Genomic DNA, 17003 nt, shown 5'->3' on the forward strand with positions numbered 1-17003 from the left:
TTGATCAAGTTTCCAGGATGTGATCTGGGATTGTGACTATAGGAAGCTGGATTTTGTGTCGCGCACCTTTGCTTCTGTCGTGTATTTCATATTGCTTGCCCGTGACCATAAAGATTTCCCTGTTGTAGCAACTGATGCGTGAGAGTGACTCCTCTGCCTCGCGAATAGCTGTCAGTAGTTTCATTTTGTGAGAAGAAGGTATTGTCGTTTCTGAGGTCAGTGATTGTTTTATCCAAAGGTGACTCATCTGCCGTCCTTTGGTTTTTGTTGAGCTCAATGTTCCTGTCTGCTTGTCTGGGTCTGACAAGGCTTTTTCATTATCAATAGTGGCATAAGTATTACTTGAAGAGTCTTTGCTCATTGCTGTGTCTGGGTTGTATGGCTGTTTGTTATCCAGTACTTTGGCGGTATCGGCGCGGGTGCCTTCAACAGCTTTCCTATCGCCTTCGCTCATTGCCGCCAAGAAACTGAACTGTGCCCAGATACTGCCTTTGGTCTCGCCAACGGTATAGGGTCTTCCTCTATGCTGGCCAAACCACAAGTGATCCAGTCCCTGACTACTTACGGCTGATTGGCGATGGGGTGTGCTGCCCTTCTTTTTGCTGCTTTCCCATTCTTCAGTCAACCGCCCGTTGTCGTTAATTTTTCGGCATGCTGGACGTGCGCTTTTTACGTAGTATTCGACAATATGCTCCGCCGGTACGCCCGTGGCCCAACGCTTGCGTTTACTCTGGCGAATTTGGTGGACTGTTGGCGTCTGGCTTCGGCTCGCGGGGTTCTTCCCCGTATTGTCAACTGCGGGCGAGGATGGCGTTTTGTTGCTGGCAGTTGCAGGGGAGGACGACGTTCGAGCCGCCGCCGGTGGCGCTGGCAAGCTGCGTTGTACTCCGGAAACCTGTGCGGTGCTCAGGACTTGGGGTTGGGATAGAAGCCCATTCACGGTTTTTTTTAGTTCACCAATAGCTTTTTTTAGCATTGGCGAAGCTTGATTTTTCAGGTTGGTCAGTCCCTTGATCAATTCATTGGCTTGATTCCGGCCGGCCACCAGTTTTACCAGCCAACCATCGAGTGCTCTGATGAGGTTGTCGAGAATGCTATTGAGCATTTGCAGTGCCTCGCGCTCGACCTTGCTCCAATCCATGCTTTGAATTGCTGCGCGAGGGTTGACGCGCGTATAGGTACGCATGGCATCGAACACGCGATTAGCATTTTGCCCGCTGCGTGCCAGTTTAAAGGCTGCTTTAAAAGCGTCCCCAAAACCAGGAATACAGCCGATCAAGGTAATCAGCAGTTCCACCCAGCTGCTAATGCTGGTGGGCGACGCAGTGAGGGTGATAATGCAACGAATCAAATCGCGCAGATCGAATAGTTGGCCGACTACTGGAACGCAACCGAGTACAGCTGTAACGATGGCATGGGATGGTGTATTGCCCTTGCCGTCAAGCAAACCCAATAACCACTGGCCTGCAGTCTCGTCGGCTTGGCGTACCTGACGTGACAAAGCCGGTGCGGAAGACGGAGCACTCATGGATCAGGCCTCCTGCACTGGGCGAGGTGTGGGGTGGTCTTTTTTATAGTTAGCTACGTTGGGATCTGACTCTTCCGGGAGTTGGTATTCAAGAAACCCCTCGTGCTCTACTGGCATGCTTTCTTCCTGTATAGCTGCTATTTCATCGTCAAAGAAATACTCCTCAAGATGTGCTTGTTCAGTTTTTGAAAACTGCTCCAGCACTGACAGAGTTTCATTCTCGCTGTTGGGGGCTTTACCAAACGCCGGGTTCTTTAATGGAGGAATGAAATCATCGGGCTTTGTGCGATCGGTTTCTCCGTATTCGACTTCAGCCGGGAAGGGTGGTGGATTGTCAATAACTGCGGTGCCTTGTTCGTTTAGCGTTCCCGTCAAGGTTTGCCCATTACTGAAGCGCAGTGTGAAAGGAGCGCCGGTGACTGGAGATTGATCAAGGTAGTGATATGCAAGACTGAGGACTGCGGGCTTTACGCCGTCCGGCAGAATGGGGGGATTGAATAGTCCTTTTGCCCCACCCAGCAATGGATGCTCACTGCCCTTGACACTGAACACCCCCGGACAGGCAAAGGTGATATCGCCGCCTTGCAACGTAATGCTCGCCGAACCGGCTTGCAGAACGATTCGGGTCTTGGCGATCAGGTCGATCCTCCCTGCCGTGGCGGTGAAGGTTGCCGCTTGGTCAGCCAACACCTCCATACGGTCGGTGTGTGCCTGCAGGCTGACCGCAGCGGTCTCAGCCACGACCTTGGCGCCACCTTTGGCGGTATACCAATGCAGGTTGCCACCGCTGGCCCCCGCGATGGTGTGGGCGGCGCTCAAATGCAGGTCCTGTTGACTGGTCACCTGTAGCTGCTGCCCGGCAAACACATTGCTGCTGGCGGGGGTGGCGACCGTTAGGTGATCTGGCGTTTCCAGCACTAAATGCGGCGCGCTGAAGCGTTCCACTGCTTGTTGCGTGTCGGGTTGAGTGGCGCTTTGTCCATTGACCTGGGCGGGGTAGTGCGCGCCCTTGCGCGGGTTCAATTCATCGCCTAACGCTTGTTGCGCAGCGTGAGCGGCCATGATCCCTGCCTGAGCTTGCTGCGCGGCCTGGCTCAAACGTTCGGCGGTGTTCATCGCGCCGTAGAGTTGGTCGAGGGCGTCGCTCATCTGCATCTGGGTGGCGTTTGCGCCAGTCTGGAGGCTGGCGGACAGGAGCAATCCTTCAGCGGCCCGAATCTGCCCCCAGCCTTGGGTGGACTGGCTGAACCCTAAGCCCTGATAAGCACTGCGTTTACTCCCTTCGCTGGCAATCGCATACCCCAGGGTGAGGGTGCTGCACGCGGTCTGGTTACCTAGCTGCTGGCGCAATTGGCCTTGGGCGTCATCCAGCTGCCAATGGCTGGCGGGTTGGCCATCCAGGCCAAGGGTTTGCACACCGCTGATCGTCCCGGGATGGTTGGCAGGCGCGCCGATGCCGGCACTGAAGGGTGCCGTTGCTTCGCCGTTGAACACCTGCGCAATGACCACCGGTTGATCAATGTCGGCATGGGCGTAGCTGATCACCACTTCACTGCCAATGCGCGGTGTGAAGTTCTGACCAAAGTGCGCACCGGCCAGGGCTTCGGCGACACGGATCCACGTGCCCGACGTTTCGTTGCCAGGGGCATGCGCGTTGTCCTGCAGGCCCCCCGGCAGAGGGCTTTCACCTCGTTGCCAAAAAAACTGTACCCGCACTTGGTGGTCACGGTTGCTGGTAATGATGTGCTGTTGCGCTCCGACCACGGTGGCTGTTTGTACACCGGGTGCCTGCGGACGAGGTAGTCGGGTTGGCACGATTGGCACATTCGGCGCAACGGCGTGGAAATGGTTGGCGTAGGTGCCTTGCTCCAGAGCAGGTTCCCCCAGCCGGCTGGCGAGAAGAAGGCCGAGATTATTGCTTGCCACATGCCTGATCTGCCGGCACACCAGAGGGAGGGCACCCAGGGCTGGATGTTGCTCCACGGTATAGCGGATGCCCAGCTGCAGTGGCCGCGTCGCGCTATCTCCCTGATAGCCGTGGCGTGCCAGACGACGCGCGCTCAACAGATGGTTGGCGGTCTGGCGTGCCTCGTTCGACGTCTCGAAAATGGCCGAAGGGTTTGTATCGAACACTTCCAGCTCAGGCAACGCAGGTCCTTCGGTGATAGGGCTCTCAGCGGTCCCGCTCAACCCCAGCAATTGCTCGGCGTTCCAGGCGCAGGTTGTGGCTGCATCATTGGTAATTTGGCGCTGCTCTTCCAGGCGACGAATACCGTCATCCGCCTGCGGGGCATCTTCACGGGAAAAGACCAGCACACCACCGTCAGGCCATTGGTAGTCACGGTCAATAATCACCAGCCTGGCGCTATCCTTCCCGTTGCCCCCGTGTTCAAAATAGAAACTCAAGCCCTCTTCGGATAACAGCCGGCAAACGAACTCAAAGTCGGTCTCGCGGTACTGCGTGCATAACGCACGTCTTGGCAGCAGCTGGGTAACCCGTGCGTCCCACTGGGCTTGAGGGTAGTCGGCAAAAATTCGCGCGACGATCTCCAGTACATCCAGATCCTGGAAGATCATTGTATTGCGCTGTCGCTTGAGTAAGCTCAACCAGGTTGCGGCGTGCAGTCGATAGCGTGCGATACCACCGTCGCTGCCGTGCTGTTCTGCGCTGACCACGATGCCTTGCCAAGTGCGCTGCTGACCATCCAGTTGCGTCAGTTGCAGCTGCAGGGCCGTTCCCGGTAATGCAGCCAGATTCAACAAGGCTGAAGGGCTGATGCAGTCGAGCGTGAAGATGGGTTCTTCATTGATCGCTTCGAGGCCTTCCCAGTGCTCCACCACCAAGGCGTCGGGCAGAACCGTTTGCACGTGCAGCAGGCGGTTGTGCTGCGAAAGCAACGAGGACCAGTCGGTGGCATCCATGTCAGCCAGTGCGGGCATGTGTAGCTCCTTCAGGGGAGGGTGATGGTCAGGCTGGCCGTGCGGGTCGGAAGCTGAATCACGTTGTCGAGCAGGGCCATTTGCGCTTGAGTGTCGGTTGAAAGCGTCAGGCTGAACGCGGTAAAACTGATTGCCCCAACGATCCCCAAGACTAAGGCGGGCGTCCATAACGGCACCTGACGACGCAGGAGGTGGGCGACACGGTCTGGGGAGGCCCAATGGGGGGCGAAGGCGGTTCGTTTGCCTTTGAGAAATACCAGCTCCTCGCCCAGGCGCGCCGTCAGATAGCCCAGCTGCTCCGAACCTTCCAGACGATATTTGCCCTGAAAGCCGAGCAACAGGCACACGTGGTAGACCTCCAGTGCCTGCAAGCGAACCCCACCTTTACTGCGCAGATCTTCCAGATAGGTGAAGAACTTGTCCCCCGCCAACTGATCACCGAACATCACCAACTGCATCGGATTGAGCTCCCACTGGTCGCGGAAGGGGCAATCGGATGCGGAGAGAATCAGCTCGTCGATGGTTGCGCAAAACGCGTACTTGGCCGCGTAGATGTCTTCGCTCGCGATACCCGCAGTAGCGGCAGCGTTCTCTATGCGGGTAAAAAACTGTTTGATCGCTGCGCTGAACGCTTGGTGGTGTTCAGGAACTTGGCGGCGTTGAATCATCAGCAGCAGATAAAAGCCATCGGACATCAGGTCGATCAGGCGTTGTGGAGCGTTGCCTGTGGGGCTGAGAAGTCCTGCCGGAACAGGCATGTGAGGGGCGCTGGTATAGGTCATGGCATTAGGGCTAGCAGTTCAAGTTTCAATTCGGAGAGGCCGTTGGGGATGTACACCGTGACGGTCTGGCTTTTAAGCATGTGTTCGTACAGTGCGCCGCGCGGTTCAAGGGCGAAATACAACATGCCTGGCCGCACAGGGATCGCGGACGGTGGCACGGGGGTGTAGGTCAATGTCACACCGGGCATAGAGGAGGTGACGAGTTTTTCAACCGTGTCCGGCGAACCAATTTTTACCGTGCGCGGCACGATTTCCGCGAGCTCTGCGCCGGCCTTTTCCGCACTGACACCCAGGTAGAGGGTGCAATTGCCATCAATGCGCTCATTGTCCAGACGCCCTTGGTGGTACGCCGGTTTCACTTGGGCGAGCGCAATGCTGAAGTAACGAGCAGAAATAACGGTGTCTACCAGCGTGTGAATAATGGCGAACAGGGTGTTGAAGCCTGGTGCCGGGTGGCGATGGTCGTAAGGCGGTAGATCCGCAAGGCGATGGGTCTTGGAAAACGTCAGCAGGGCGCCTGCCAAGCGAAGCAGTTCTTGATGCACGCGCTCGGGATGCAGGCCCGGGTGCTGGAAGAGGTGAGAAAGGCTGGCGCATGCGGTATTGCTGGTGTGCAACAACCAGAATGACGCGATATCTCCGGCGCGGAACTCAACGACATTCTGAGAGGGTTCGCGGTGAGTTTCTTGCATGACCTGGACCTTGGCGTCTAGGGCTTCAAGCAGCTGTCGCAACTTTATCAGCAGGCTGGGCATGGCGGCCAAATTCAAGGCGGGCGCCATGTACTGATCATCCACCTCAAAGCCTCCGGTACTGCTGCGTTTCAAGCGCGCTATCGGGATGACTTCAAATGCGTCGTGCGCCTGGTCGTCCGTCAGCAAGCGAACGGCGGGGGCAAGGAACGCCACTTCGCTTTCTTCCGCTTCGGTGAACATATCCGGTATTAGGGCGTTGTTCTGTGCATAGCGGCCAACGTCTATACCTAAGTCGCTGGCGGCCAGGTTGCGACCGTAGGGGGTCAGCTGCGGCAATGCCAGATACGCCGTGATTTCGGACACGCTGAGATCCTGAAGCGCGATGGCCGGTGGCAGTGTGGCGCCCTCCGGCGCAGAGTACAGCTCACGGCCCGGGAACACGGCTGACACTTCCAGCACGCGCAACGTGCCTTGCGCCAGACTCGCTTTGTCGAGTTTCAGGTGTTGAATACCCCAGGCATAAGGCTGCAACAGCTGACTCATCTGGCTCAGCCTTGCCTCGTGATAGCGGTCCTGCTGTTGAAAGAGCTGCGGGCGCAGGAACAGCCCTTCGCCCCACAGGATTTTGGCGTTATAACTCAATGGAGAAACTCCTTGCAGGGCGCTGTGGATGGGGCTATCACGCTCGTTAGTTGCTCAGGCATTTGACGGTAGCCAACGTATCGGTGGCGCCGGTTGTGGTGCTGATCAGCGCTCCTTGCGTGGAGGTCAGGGCGCAGGCATGAACACCTACGGTGATGCCCGTGGGTGCCGAAGCGTTGGCGTCGTACGCAAAGCGCCAACGACGCTCGGCGGGCTCGCGGAAAAACGCCACGATTCCGATGTAGGCGGCACCGTTTTCCAGCTTTTCGTTGAGTTCGTAATGCTGTTCGGGCAGCAGCAACATTTCCCTTGAATTGACCAGATCTGAGCCCAGGGCTCGGAGTTCTTGAGTGTCATCCAGAAAGCTGTCGAAGGATGTTTGTTCGAAACGTTCTGTTGCACGCAAATGGTAAATTTTGATGACTTGGGCCAGAGGTTTCTTATGGGTTCCTTGATTCATATTGGCGGCGGCATGAATGCGTAGGGGAATCAGGGGGGGCTTATCCTCCTGGGTTTCATTGCTTGAGCATCCCATCAAGAAAACTATCCCCACCAGAACCAGATACTTAGTGGTACTTACAAGTGCAGTTATGAAGGCGATGAGAGGATAAAGGGCGCGCTTTTTTTGTGTTTGCATCGGCAAGTAGCTCTAGAACATATAAACGTGGTGTGGCCGTTGAGTTTTACTCTAAGTTGGTATGGAGGCTATCGGCCACTCGGAAATTGCTTGCGCTGAGCAGTGCTGCTCTACATCGCGCGCATAGTGTCTATAGGACTTTATTACACTCGACGGGATTTCATGCTCTCAATTTGAGAGGTTTGTCTGGTTTGGTCAAGCCTGAACAAGAGATTTTGTTGTTTTAGTTGCTGTAAAGAGGGTGCTGGTATTTGGTTGTGTAGGATGGTTTTGTTTGTTATGTGGGAAATATTACCGATTAAAGGGTTCCGTTAGGATTCGATAGAATTTATTTGCAAGTGTATTTGGGTTGATATACGGTTCGGTTTCTTACTCGTGCTGGCAAAAGTGGTTTGCTGAGTGCGGAAAACTCTAACGTCTATATACGGATCTTTTACTCGGGGAGGGATCGCTGTGCGTGCCATTCTTATTGTGATCGGTTTTCTAATGGTGTCAGGGTGCGCAATGCAATCTGCACAAGAGCCAGTACCAACGTTTGAACACTTAATGTTTAAAGCAGATGAGCGTATTCAAGCGCGCAACTTCGAAGCGGGTAGGAAGTTGCTGTCGGAAGCTGCATCCATGGAACCCACTCGAAAAGAGCCTTGGTTGCGCCAGGCTGAACTGGAATTCGAAGCTGAGAATTATGGTGCGGCGATTCTGGCCGCGCAGGAAGTGCTGCAGCGCGATGCAGCCAACACCCGTGCTGACGCCATTCTGACGGTGTCCGGCTTGCGAGTCGCAGTGCAGTCTTTGGGAAGGCTGCGTGATGAAAAAGACGTAAACGGCCCTGTGCACCAAGAGGCGCAAAAGCTTGCGGTGAGGCTGCGCGAAACTCTGGGCGCCAAGGCGTTGCTGCCCAAGGCCAAAGCTGCACCGCGTAAGTCGGTGCCTGCACCAGCCAAAGCTACGCCAGCGGCGTCGAGCTCCGATCCGTTCTCCAGCCTGCCGGGCATGAATTGAGCGTGAACCCTTAAGTAAGTATTTGATTGAGGCGGTACCTGCTATGGCTAAGAAGGAAAGTGTGCAGAAACGCCTGCAAAAGGTGCGGGCGCCGAGGATTCAGCTGACCTACGACGTTGAGATTGGCGATGCCATCGAGCAGAAAGAGCTGCCCTTTGTGGTCGGGGTGTTGGGTGATTTTTCCGGAAATCCGGAAACGCCCCTGGCACGTCCGAAGGATCGCAAATTTGTGTCGCTTGATCGGGATAATTTTGACGAGGTCATGGCGGCGATGGCGCCACGTGCCACGTATCGGGTGGCCAACGCACTGACTGGGGAGGGGGAGTTCGGCGTGACCTTAAACTTTCAATCACTGGAAGATTTTGGACCAGAGGCCCTCATTCGCCAGGTGCCTGCACTGCACAAGCTCCATCAGGCCCGGAGCAAGCTGGCGGACATGCGCAACAAGATCTCGACCAACGAAACCCTTGAGGATGTGCTCAGCGACGTGCTGACGAACACCGAGCAGATGGCCGCGATTCGCCGCGAATCCCAGGGGGATGTATGAGCACCGCAAACGCTTCCGGTGATATGAGTGCTCCACTGTTAAATGAAGGGGCCAGCTTGCTTGATCAGGTTGTCGAGCAAAGCAAGATTGCCAAATCCGAGTCGGAACACCTTCGAGCGCGCGACCTGATCGCCGAGTTGGTTGCTGAGGTCATGCAGGGGACGGTCGTGGTCTCGGAGAACCTCGCTCGTAGCCTGGATTCGCGTATTGCAGAGCTGGATCGGATGCTCTCTGAACAGCTGTCGCTGGTCATGCATGCCGCAGAGTTTCAAAAGCTCGAATCCAGTTGGCGCGGCTTGCACCATTTGGTGACTGAATCGACTACCGGGGCCATGATCAAAATCAAGGTCTTTAACGCCTCGAAAAAAGAGCTGATGCGCGACTTCAAAGCTGCATTGGAGTTCGACCAAAGTTCACTGTTCAAGAAGATCTACGAGGAAGAATTTGGCACCTTTGGTGGTGCGCCGTTTGGTGCATTGATTGGTGACTATGCGATCACCCGCCAGCCAGAAGACCTGTACTTCCTTGAGCAAATGTCCCATGTCGCGGCTGCCGCCCACGCGCCATTCATAACGGCGCCTGCGCCGGAACTGCTTGGCCTGGAGAGCTTTGCCGACCTGGGCCGTCCGCGCGATATGGCCAAGGTGTTTGATACGGTTGAATACGCCAAGTGGAAATCCTTGCGCGACTCTGAAGATGCGCGCTATGTGGGCTTGGCATTGCCGCGCTTCCTGGGGCGTCTACCGTACAACCCTATTGATGGCATCACCATTGATAGCTTCCCATTCGTAGAGGATGTAGACGGTCGCGATCACTCCCGATACCTGTGGTGTAACGCTGCTTATGCCCACGGCGTGCGTCTTACACAAGCGTTTGAGAGCTTCGGATGGTGTGCCGCTATTCGAGGTGTTGAGGGTGGTGGTCTGGTGGAAGGGCTGCCGACTCATACCTTCAACACCGATGATGGTGAAGTGGCGCTCAAGTGCCCGACTGAAGTGGCCATCACTGACCGCCGTGAAAAAGAACTCAGCGATCTGGGCTTTATTTCCCTGGTGCATTGCAAGAATACCGATTACGCGGCTTTTTTTGGCGCGCAGTCATTGCAAAAGCCGCGTAAGTACAACACCGACGCGGCCAACGCCAACGCGCTGCTGTCCTCGCAACTGCAGTACATCTTCGCTGTGTCGCGGATTGCTCACTACCTCAAGTCGATGATGCGCGACAAGATTGGCAGCTTCGCTTCGGTGTCCAGCGTTTCAACCTTTCTGAACACCTGGATCAGCCAATACGTGCTGCTCAATGACAACGCAAGTCAGGAGGCCAAAGCCCAATATCCCTTGCGTGAAGCGTCTATTCAGGTCTCCGAAGTGCCCGGTCGTCCTGGCGTATTCCGCGCCGTGGCGTTCTTACGCCCCCATTACCAACTTGACGAACTGTCGGTGTCTCTGCGCCTGGTCGCGGAGCTGCCCGCGGGCGTGAAGGCATAAAGTCACTGTTGCACCAACCCTCCCTAAAAAAGGATGAAGTAATGAAAGACATCTACCTCAAAATTGGACAGCCAGATGTGAAGGGTGAGTCTCTGGATAAGGACCACGCAGATTGGTTGGAAATCGATTCCTGGGTACATGAAATTCGCCAGCCAAAATCGTCAACGGCGTCTGCAACCGGTGGCAACACGGCCGAACGTTGCGAACACGATGCAATGGAGTTCACCAAGACGATGGATGTCACCAGCCCGCAGCTTTATGAGGCAGCGTCGAGTGGTACCACCTTCAAAGAAATCACCATCGAGTTCTTTAAACGGGACGGTGAAGGTCAACGCGTGAAGTACTTGGCGATCGATCTGAAAAACGCCGTGGTAGCCAGCATCGCGCCCAAAGTGGTGGCGGGACAGGAGCCTATGGAAACCTTCAAGTTGAAGTACGCCGCCGTGCAATGGCGCTACACCCAGAAAGCCAGTGGTGGCGGTCAGCAGGGCAACACCCAAGGCGCTTGGAGCTTGACCAAGAATGACAAGTCGTTCGCGGTCTGATTGATGCGTGACGTCGGGCCATGACGTGGTCATGGCCTCGTACTATTTTTCAAAAATATTGATGCATGGCTCTGGGTGAATACCTCTCGGACCAAAGGACGACTTCTGCGTGAAAGGATACGAACCTAGCCTGCTGGAAAAGCTCTTTGATGAGGCGCCGCACAGCGTTGCTCAGGGTAAATTTACCCGGCATACCCTGGAGCAGTTCAAGGAGTCCGTTGCGCTGGATGTTGAGGCTTTGCTCAACAGTCGGTTGGTCATGGAGGAGCACGTTTTAAAAGAATTCCCGCATTGCCAGGCGTCATTGATGACCTACGGCTTGCGCGATGTTTCAAGCCGCAGCTTGGCCAGCTCGGTGGACCGTGCGTTTATCTGCACGGCATTGGAAAAGGCCATCACCCTGCACGAGACCCGCTTGAAGGATATCCGGGTATCTCTGGATGAGCACCGACGCGCGTCGGGGGGCTTGCGCTTCTCGATCAGCGCCATGCTGATTGTTCATCCTGCCCGCGAACCCGTCAGTTTCGATGCGTTGTTGCAGCCCAGCACGTTGCAGTACCGCGTCAGTAAAACCCGACGTTTGGCGGTGAGTGAATAAATGTCCATGGATGATCTCCTGCCGTTTTACGAACGCGAGCTGGCATTTCTGCGCAGCTACTCTCGTCAGTTTTCTGAACGCTACCCGAAAATTGCCGGGCGGCTGCTGCTGGCCGGTGACGTCAGTGAAGATCCCCACGTCGAGCGAATGATTCAGTCGTTTGCCTTGATGGGCGCACGCATCTCGAAAAAGATCGAAGACGACTACCCCGAATTTACCGAAGCACTGCTGCAAGTGCTGTACCCGCATTACCTGCGACCCTTTCCTGCTTGTTCGATTACCGAATTCGATCTCGGCTATGGTGCCGGGAATCTGTCCGAATGCGTGACATTGCAGCGCGGAACGGAGTTGTTGTCCCGTCCTGTGCGGGGTGTGGAATGCCGGTTTCGTACGGTCTACGACGTGACCTTGGCGCCATTGCGTATTGCTTCGGCGCGTTTTAGCCCATTGGTGCAAGCACCCCGTGCCGTACAACTGCCGCTCAAGGCCAGCGCCCAGCTTTCAATTACCTTTGAGCTTTTGTCCACCCATGGCTCCATGCGGGAGCTGGGTCTGGATCATGTTCGATTGTTTATCGACGGTGAGCCGTCGTTTTGTGCAGTGCTGCGCGATGTGCTCGCGCTGAACGTCGCCAAGGCCTATCTCGAGCCGAATGACAGTGGGCAATGGCAGGCACTCTCCGCATCCCCAATGAAGAGTGTCGGTTTTGCCGAAAATGAGGCGCTGATTGACTGGCCGGCACGGGCCCATCCAGCGTATCGGCTATTGACAGAATTTTTCGCGTTTCCAGAGAAATTTGGTTTCTATGACTGCGATTTGAGCGGCGCTCAAGGCCGGCGTTTCACGCTGCATCTATTGCTCAGCGATGTGCTGCCTGGTTCGACCGCTTCGCGCCTGTTGGAAGGGTTATCCGTCGCCAATGTGCGCTTGCACTGTACGCCAGTAGTGAACCTGTTTCGACAGCATGCACGTCCTATTTTGGTGTCGCACCAGGCCGTGTCTTACAACGTTGTCGGAGACCAACAAGCGGCGTCTGCGTTTGAAGTGCATGCCATTGAATCGGTCACCCGGACCACCGAAACAGCGGGTGGAGAATCCCGGAGTGAGATTCGGCCGTTTTATTCGTTGCACCATGGCGAATGCCAGGAACGTAACGGCCTTTACTGGGTGGCACACCGGGATGAAGATCTGGCGCGTAGAAGCCCTGGTAATGAACTGCAATTGACCATCGTCGATCCAGACATGGACCCCATCTCTCCAGGCAATTCTTCGCTAAGCCTGGAGCTTACGTGCAGCAATCGCAATCTCCCTGAACAACTCGCCTACGGCGTGCCGAGCGGCGATCTACGCATGCCCGGTGGCTCTCTGGCACAGCGTATTTCCCTATTGCGCAAACCGACGGCGGCCGTGCGTTTTGCCTGTGATCGCGGTGCGCAATGGCGCTTGATTTCGCATTTGTCGCTCAACCATTTGTCGCTGGTCGAGGGCGGGGCTGCGGCGTTTCGCGAAATGCTCAAGCTATACGACTTGCAACGCTCAGCCACGACGGCCCGACAAATTGAAGGCATACACGCGCTGAGTCACCGCCCGGTCACCGCCTGGCTGCCCGGCAAATACTTCGCCAGCGTGGCGCGTGGAACTGAAATACGGCTGGTGATCGATGAGGACAGCTTTGTCGGTATCGGCTTGCACATCTTTGCCCAGGTGGTGGATCACTTCTTTGGGCTTTACGTTCATGCCAACAGCTTCACGCAGTTGGTGCTGGTATCCAAACACAGCGGTGAGGAGGTCCTTCGATGCCAACCCCGAAGCGGCGACTCGATACTGGTGTGATTGCTCGGATGGTCGAGCAACCTTATCGCTATGAGTTTTTCCAGGCGGTTCGGGTGCTGGAGCATCTGTTCGTTGGACAAGGCGACCGCCCAGGCGATGTGGTGGGTAAGCGTCTGCAATTTCACAACACCCTAACCCTGGGCTTTCCCGCCAGTGAGCTTGAGCGGATGGAGGTGTTGGCAAACACCCCCGAACAGGGGTTGGAACGTATTGAGCGATGGCAGGCGCATTTTCAGGGCCATCTTGATTCGGTGGCACTGACCCCGGCGTTCTTTGGCCTGCTGGGAGGGCAGGGGGCGCTACCACTGTCCTACACCGAGCGTCTGGGAGAGCGGGAGGTGGTCCACCGTGATGGGGCCGCGCGCGCCTTTCTGGACATCTTCAGCAACCGCGCCACGGCGTTGTTTTACGGCGCCTGGAAAAAGTACCGACTCGCCTTGCAGTATGAGCTGGATCGCCAGGGGCGTTTTCTACCATTGACCCAAGCCTTAACCGGGTTGACGCAACGTTCCCTTTCCAACGACCCCGTATCGGGTGGTGTATCCGACCAGGCCCTTGCGTTCTACAGCGGGGCCATCGGTCATCGGCCGTTGTCGGCGGCATATTTGCAACGCGTGCTCAGCGAATATTTCCAGGTGCCCGTACGAATTGAGCAGTTTGTTGGCGGTTGGCATTCGGTACCGACGGATCAACGCTCCCACCTTGGCGCCCCCGGCTTGACGTTGGGACGCAATGCCTTGGTCGGTGGCCGTGTCTGGCAGCGCGATTTGCGCATGCGCTTATGGATAGGTCCGCTGTTGCGCGAAACGTTTGATGACTTTTTGCCCGGTGCGAACGCTGCCAAGGCGCTGGCAACATGGCTGACCTTGATAGTCGGCAGCGGCCTGGAGTTTGAGGTGTGCCTGGTCTTGCAAGCTGATCAGGTAGACGGGGTAACCCTGTCACCCACGGCCAGCAGACGGTTGGGCAGGGATGCGTTTCTGGTCACCCAGGCGCAACACATGGATCGGACCGATGCCCGTTACCAGATCGCCACATTGCATTGAACACCTCGGTCAACGCTGACGGCTTGACCCCGACATTTATCAAGGACGCACGATGAGCGCTTCACTGAAAACCCTGATCGCCAAACTCAACGCCACCTGCCGTCAAGCCGCCGAACAAGCTGCCAGCCGGTGCCGGGCGCGTGGGCATTTTGAGGTGGAGGTTGAGCATCTGTTGTTGGCTTTGCTGGAGCAGCGCCACAGTGATGTGTCCGTCATCGTCAAACGCAGCGGCTTGAGCCTGGAGAAGCTGGAAGCGGAACTCAGTCAGGAACTGGGCACGTTACGCGACGGTAACACCCGCACCCCGGTGCTCTCCACGCAACTGCCGGTGTGGTTGGAGAGTGCCTGGCTGATTGCTTCCCTTGAAGCGCAGGACGGCGCTATTCGCAGCGGTCACTTACTGTTGGCGCTGCTGACCCAGCCGGCCCTGGTGCAAAGGGCGACCCGTAGCTCAACGGTGCTGGCGCAGTTATCGCCTGAAGACCTTAGGGCTCATTTTGACCGGTTCACCGAAGGCTCCCTGGAACAGGATCATGTCAGCGGTGCTGCCCCTGAGGCAGAGGTCAGTGAGGGGGCGGCTGTACGGGTGAAAACACCGGCGCTGGATCAGTTCACCACCAGCCTGACCCAGCGCGCCCGCGACGGGCACCTGGACCCGGTGATCGGGCGCGAGGTGGAAATTCGACAAGTGATCGACATCCTCATGCGCCGTCGGCAAAACAACCCGATCCTTACCGGTGAAGCCGGTGTGGGCAAGACGGCGGTGGCCGAAGGATTGGCGCACGCCATCGTCGTCGGTGATGTGCCAAGTGCGTTGCTGGGCGTTGAATTGCTGGCGTTGGACATGGGGTTGTTGCAGGCCGGGGCCAGCGTCAAAGGTGAGTTTGAACTGCGCCTTAAAAACGTGATCGAGGAGGTCAAAAAACACCCGGTTCCTATCATTCTGTTTATCGACGAAGCCCACACGTTGATCGGCGCAGGGGGCACGGCCGGGCAAAATGATGCTGCCAACTTGCTCAAACCGGCCTTGGCGCGCGGGGAGCTGCGTACCTTGGCGGCCACCACGTGGTCCGAGTACAAAAAGTACTTCGAAAAAGATGCGGCCCTGACCCGTCGCTTTCAGATGGTCAAGGTGGATGAACCGTCCGAGCCGGTCGCAGCCGCGATGTTGCGGGCGTTGGTTCCGTTGATGGAACAGCACTTCAACGTACGTGTGCTGGATGAGGCTGTCACTGAAGCGGTGCGGTTGTCGCATCGCTATATCAGTGCCCGGCAACTGCCGGACAAGGCGGTCAGTGTATTGGACACGGCCTGTTCAAGGGTTGCTTTGAGCCAAGGGGTTCGGCCCGCTGTGATCGCTGACCTTCAAAAACAGCTGGAGCAACTGGAGGTCCAACGGCAGGCGTTGAATCGTGAGCTTGCCAGCGGCGGTCAGCACGAAAAGCGCCTCAGTGAACTGCAAGCTCAATCCGCGACGCTGAAGCAACAGCTGGACGACGCCAATGCGCTTTGGCAGCAAGAAGCGCAGTTGGTCCAACGTATCGCTGAACTGCGTGGTGAGTTGGAGGAGGGAATGCCCTCGGTCAATTCGGCTACGAAGGGACGTAAAAAAGCGCCCGTGTCACCTCAACGCTTGGAACTGGCCCGGGCGATGGAGGCCTTGGCCAACGTGCAAGGGGAGAACCCCTTACTGCCGTTGCAAGTTGACGCCAATGTCATTGCCCAGGTGGTGTCCGCGTGGACCGGTATTCCTCTGGGCAAGATGGTCAAGGACGAGCTTCGCACGGTGCGTACCTTGGGTGGCGTGTTGGAGGCCCGGGTGATCGGGCAGTCCCACGCCTTGGCCGCTATCGCACAGCGGGTACGGACCGCTCGCGCTTATCTTGAAGATCCCAATAAGCCCAAGGGTGTGTTTCTATTCGTTGGACCTTCCGGCGTAGGCAAGACTGAGACCGCCCTGGCCCTGGCCGATGCGCTGTATGGCGGCGAACGCAAGTTGATCACTTTCAACATGAGCGAATACCAGGAGGCCCACAGCGTCTCAGGACTCAAAGGCTCACCGCCCGGCTACGTCGGTTACGGCGAAGGCGGGCAACTGACCGAAGCCGTAAGACGCAACCCCTACAGCGTAGTGCTGCTCGACGAAGTGGAAAAGGCCCACCCGGACGTGCTTGAGCTGTTTTACCAAGTGTTTGACAAAGGCGTGTTGGACGACGCCGAAGGCCGTGAGATCGACTTTCGTAACACACTGATCATCCTCACCAGCAACACCGCCTCGTCGCTGATCATGCAGGCCTGCCTCAACAAAACACCCGATGAACTGCCGGATGTCAAACAGTTGTCGGAACTGATTCGCCCAACGCTGTACAAGACCTTCAAGCCCGCCTTTCTGGGTCGGATGGATGTCGTGCCGTACTACCCGATCAACGATGATTCGTTGGCCGCGATTATCCGCTTGAAACTGGATCGCGTCGGGCGCCGTGTCGAGGCCAATCACCAGGCCGAGTTCCGCTACGACGATGCGCTGGTCGAGTCACTGCTGATGCGTTGCACCGAAGTCGACATCGGCGCCCGTGCCGTTGACCAGATCATCAATGGCAGCCTGCTTCCGGAAATCGCCGATGCCGTGTTGGCACGCATGGCCGATGGGCAGGCCCTGTCTCGAATCAAAGTCGGCGCCAATAAGCGCGGCTTTACCTACCAGATCAAGTGAACTCCATC

13 protein-coding genes are annotated in these 17003 nt (G+C 56.7%); 8 read left to right on the forward strand and 5 right to left on the reverse strand.

Going from position 1 to position 17003, the window contains the following annotated elements; all coding sequences use genetic code 11:
• Window positions 1–4 precede the first annotated feature (4 nt).
• The 5 genes from TU73_RS11480 to tssJ are packed head-to-tail and all read right to left on the reverse strand — an operon-like array spanning window position 5 to window position 7224.
• Window positions 5–1528 (reverse strand): hypothetical protein, encoded by a 1524-nt coding sequence (locus tag TU73_RS11480; RefSeq protein ID WP_057012279.1) that lies wholly within the window; start codon window positions 1526–1528, stop codon window positions 5–7.
• Between the two features lie 3 nt (window positions 1529–1531).
• Window positions 1532–4468, reverse strand: coding sequence for a type VI secretion system Vgr family protein (locus tag TU73_RS11485; RefSeq protein WP_057012280.1), 2937 nt, complete (start codon window positions 4466–4468; stop codon window positions 1532–1534).
• An 11-nt stretch (window positions 4469–4479) separates the two neighbouring features.
• The gene (icmH, locus tag TU73_RS29325) at window positions 4480–5250 is read right to left on the reverse strand and encodes a type IVB secretion system protein IcmH/DotU (RefSeq protein WP_057012281.1); all 771 of its coding nucleotides are present in this window, start codon (window positions 5248–5250) and stop codon (window positions 4480–4482) included.
• Entirely contained in the window at window positions 5247–6587 is a 1341-nt protein-coding gene (gene tssK, locus TU73_RS11495; protein WP_057012282.1) for a type VI secretion system baseplate subunit TssK, read from the reverse strand. Before tssK ends, icmH begins: the two co-directional genes overlap by 4 nt.
• Window positions 6588–6633: 46 nt before the next feature.
• Window positions 6634–7224: a type VI secretion system lipoprotein TssJ gene (gene tssJ, locus TU73_RS11500; RefSeq protein ID WP_082642584.1), complete on the reverse strand. Its 591-nt coding sequence runs from the start codon at window positions 7222–7224 to the stop codon at window positions 6634–6636.
• 453 nt (window positions 7225–7677) lie between these two features.
• Between tssJ and TU73_RS11505 the strand changes: the two genes are divergently transcribed.
• The 8 genes from TU73_RS11505 (at window position 7678) to tssH (ending at window position 16995) form a co-directional block, all read left to right on the forward strand.
• Window positions 7678–8226 carry a hypothetical protein gene (locus tag TU73_RS11505; protein ID WP_156421215.1) on the forward strand — a complete coding sequence of 183 codons (549 nt, stop codon included), beginning with the start codon at window positions 7678–7680 and terminating at the stop codon, window positions 8224–8226.
• A 43-nt stretch (window positions 8227–8269) separates the two neighbouring features.
• Window positions 8270–8773: a type VI secretion system contractile sheath small subunit gene (gene tssB, locus TU73_RS11510; protein WP_057012285.1), complete on the forward strand. Its 504-nt coding sequence runs from the start codon at window positions 8270–8272 to the stop codon at window positions 8771–8773.
• Window positions 8770–10260 carry a type VI secretion system contractile sheath large subunit gene (gene tssC, locus TU73_RS11515; protein ID WP_057012286.1) on the forward strand — a complete coding sequence of 497 codons (1491 nt, stop codon included), beginning with the start codon at window positions 8770–8772 and terminating at the stop codon, window positions 10258–10260. The genes tssB and tssC overlap by 4 nt, the downstream gene beginning before the upstream one ends.
• Before the next feature lie 41 nt (window positions 10261–10301).
• Window positions 10302–10805, forward strand: coding sequence for an Hcp family type VI secretion system effector (locus TU73_RS11520; RefSeq protein ID WP_054921225.1), 504 nt, complete (start codon window positions 10302–10304; stop codon window positions 10803–10805).
• Between the two features lie 109 nt (window positions 10806–10914).
• Window positions 10915–11403 (forward strand): type VI secretion system baseplate subunit TssE, encoded by a 489-nt coding sequence (gene tssE / locus TU73_RS11525; RefSeq protein WP_048365505.1) that lies wholly within the window; start codon window positions 10915–10917, stop codon window positions 11401–11403.
• A 6-nt stretch (window positions 11404–11409) separates the two neighbouring features.
• Window positions 11410–13236, forward strand: coding sequence for a type VI secretion system baseplate subunit TssF (tssF, locus tag TU73_RS11530; protein ID WP_057012454.1), 1827 nt, complete (start codon window positions 11410–11412; stop codon window positions 13234–13236).
• The gene (tssG, locus tag TU73_RS11535) at window positions 13200–14282 is read left to right on the forward strand and encodes a type VI secretion system baseplate subunit TssG (protein ID WP_057012287.1); all 1083 of its coding nucleotides are present in this window, start codon (window positions 13200–13202) and stop codon (window positions 14280–14282) included. Before tssF ends, tssG begins: the two co-directional genes overlap by 37 nt.
• 52 nt (window positions 14283–14334) lie before the next feature.
• A complete protein-coding gene (gene tssH / locus TU73_RS11540; protein WP_057012288.1) occupies window positions 14335–16995 on the forward strand; it encodes a type VI secretion system ATPase TssH in 2661 nt (886 codons plus the stop codon).
• The last annotated feature ends 8 nt before the right edge of the window (window positions 16996–17003 follow it).

Origin of the sequence: Pseudomonas libanensis (assembly GCF_001439685.1) — a bacterium.
Classification (GTDB): domain Bacteria; phylum Pseudomonadota; class Gammaproteobacteria; order Pseudomonadales; family Pseudomonadaceae; genus Aquipseudomonas; species Aquipseudomonas libanensis.